At 65.6% G+C, this 663-nt stretch carries 2 pseudogenes; both read left to right on the forward strand.

Annotated elements, in window-relative coordinates:
* Positions 1-387: pseudogene (locus EXE42_RS16325) on the forward strand (ABC transporter substrate-binding protein); the annotation flags it as partial.
* Positions 384-663, forward strand: a pseudogene (locus EXE42_RS16330) (ABC transporter permease); the annotation flags it as partial. The pseudogenes EXE42_RS16325 and EXE42_RS16330, both read left to right, overlap by 4 nt.

Consider the following 663-nt stretch of genomic DNA (forward strand, 5'->3'; position numbering starts at 1 on the left):
ATCCAGGAGCTTCAGTGGGGCGACTGGCTCACACAGGTCACCGCGAACATGGACTACCGGATGGCGATGGTCAACTGGTTCGGGGGTTGGGAGCCCGCACAGATGTACCGCGGCCTGTTCCACTCGGAAGGGTCGTTCAACTCCTTCGCGTACGCCAGCGACGACTTCGACGCCGCCATCGAGAACGCGGAGAGCGCCCCGTCGGAGGAGGAAGAGGTAGAGTACTACCGCGAGGCGCAGCGTGTCCTCCACGAGGAGGTGCCGTCGCCGATGCTGTGGTTCCGTGACGGCGCGATGGGGGCGACACCTTCCGTCGGTGGCCTCGATACGGTGTTAGCGCCGAACAACACCGAGGTGAACTTCAGCGAGTCGTGGCTTGACGAATGAGATCGGCCATCGACGCGGGGTTCGTCCGGTACGCGGCTCGGCGGGTCGGGCTCCTGATCGTCTCGCTTCTAGGCGTGTCGATCGTCACCTTCGGCATCGTCAACGTGCGCCCCGGCGATGTCGCACTCCTGATCTTGGGCAACCGGGCGAGTCCGGATCGGCTCGATGCGCTCCGGCAGACCCTCGGGCTGAACCGTCCGATCTGGGTGCGATACCTCGACTGGCTCGCCGGAGTCCTGACGGGCGACATGGGGGACTCCCTCCGCTTCGGCGACC

This window comes from Halorubrum sp. SP3 (genome assembly GCF_005435195.1).
Taxonomy (GTDB): domain Archaea; phylum Halobacteriota; class Halobacteria; order Halobacteriales; family Haloferacaceae; genus Halorubrum; species Halorubrum sodomense.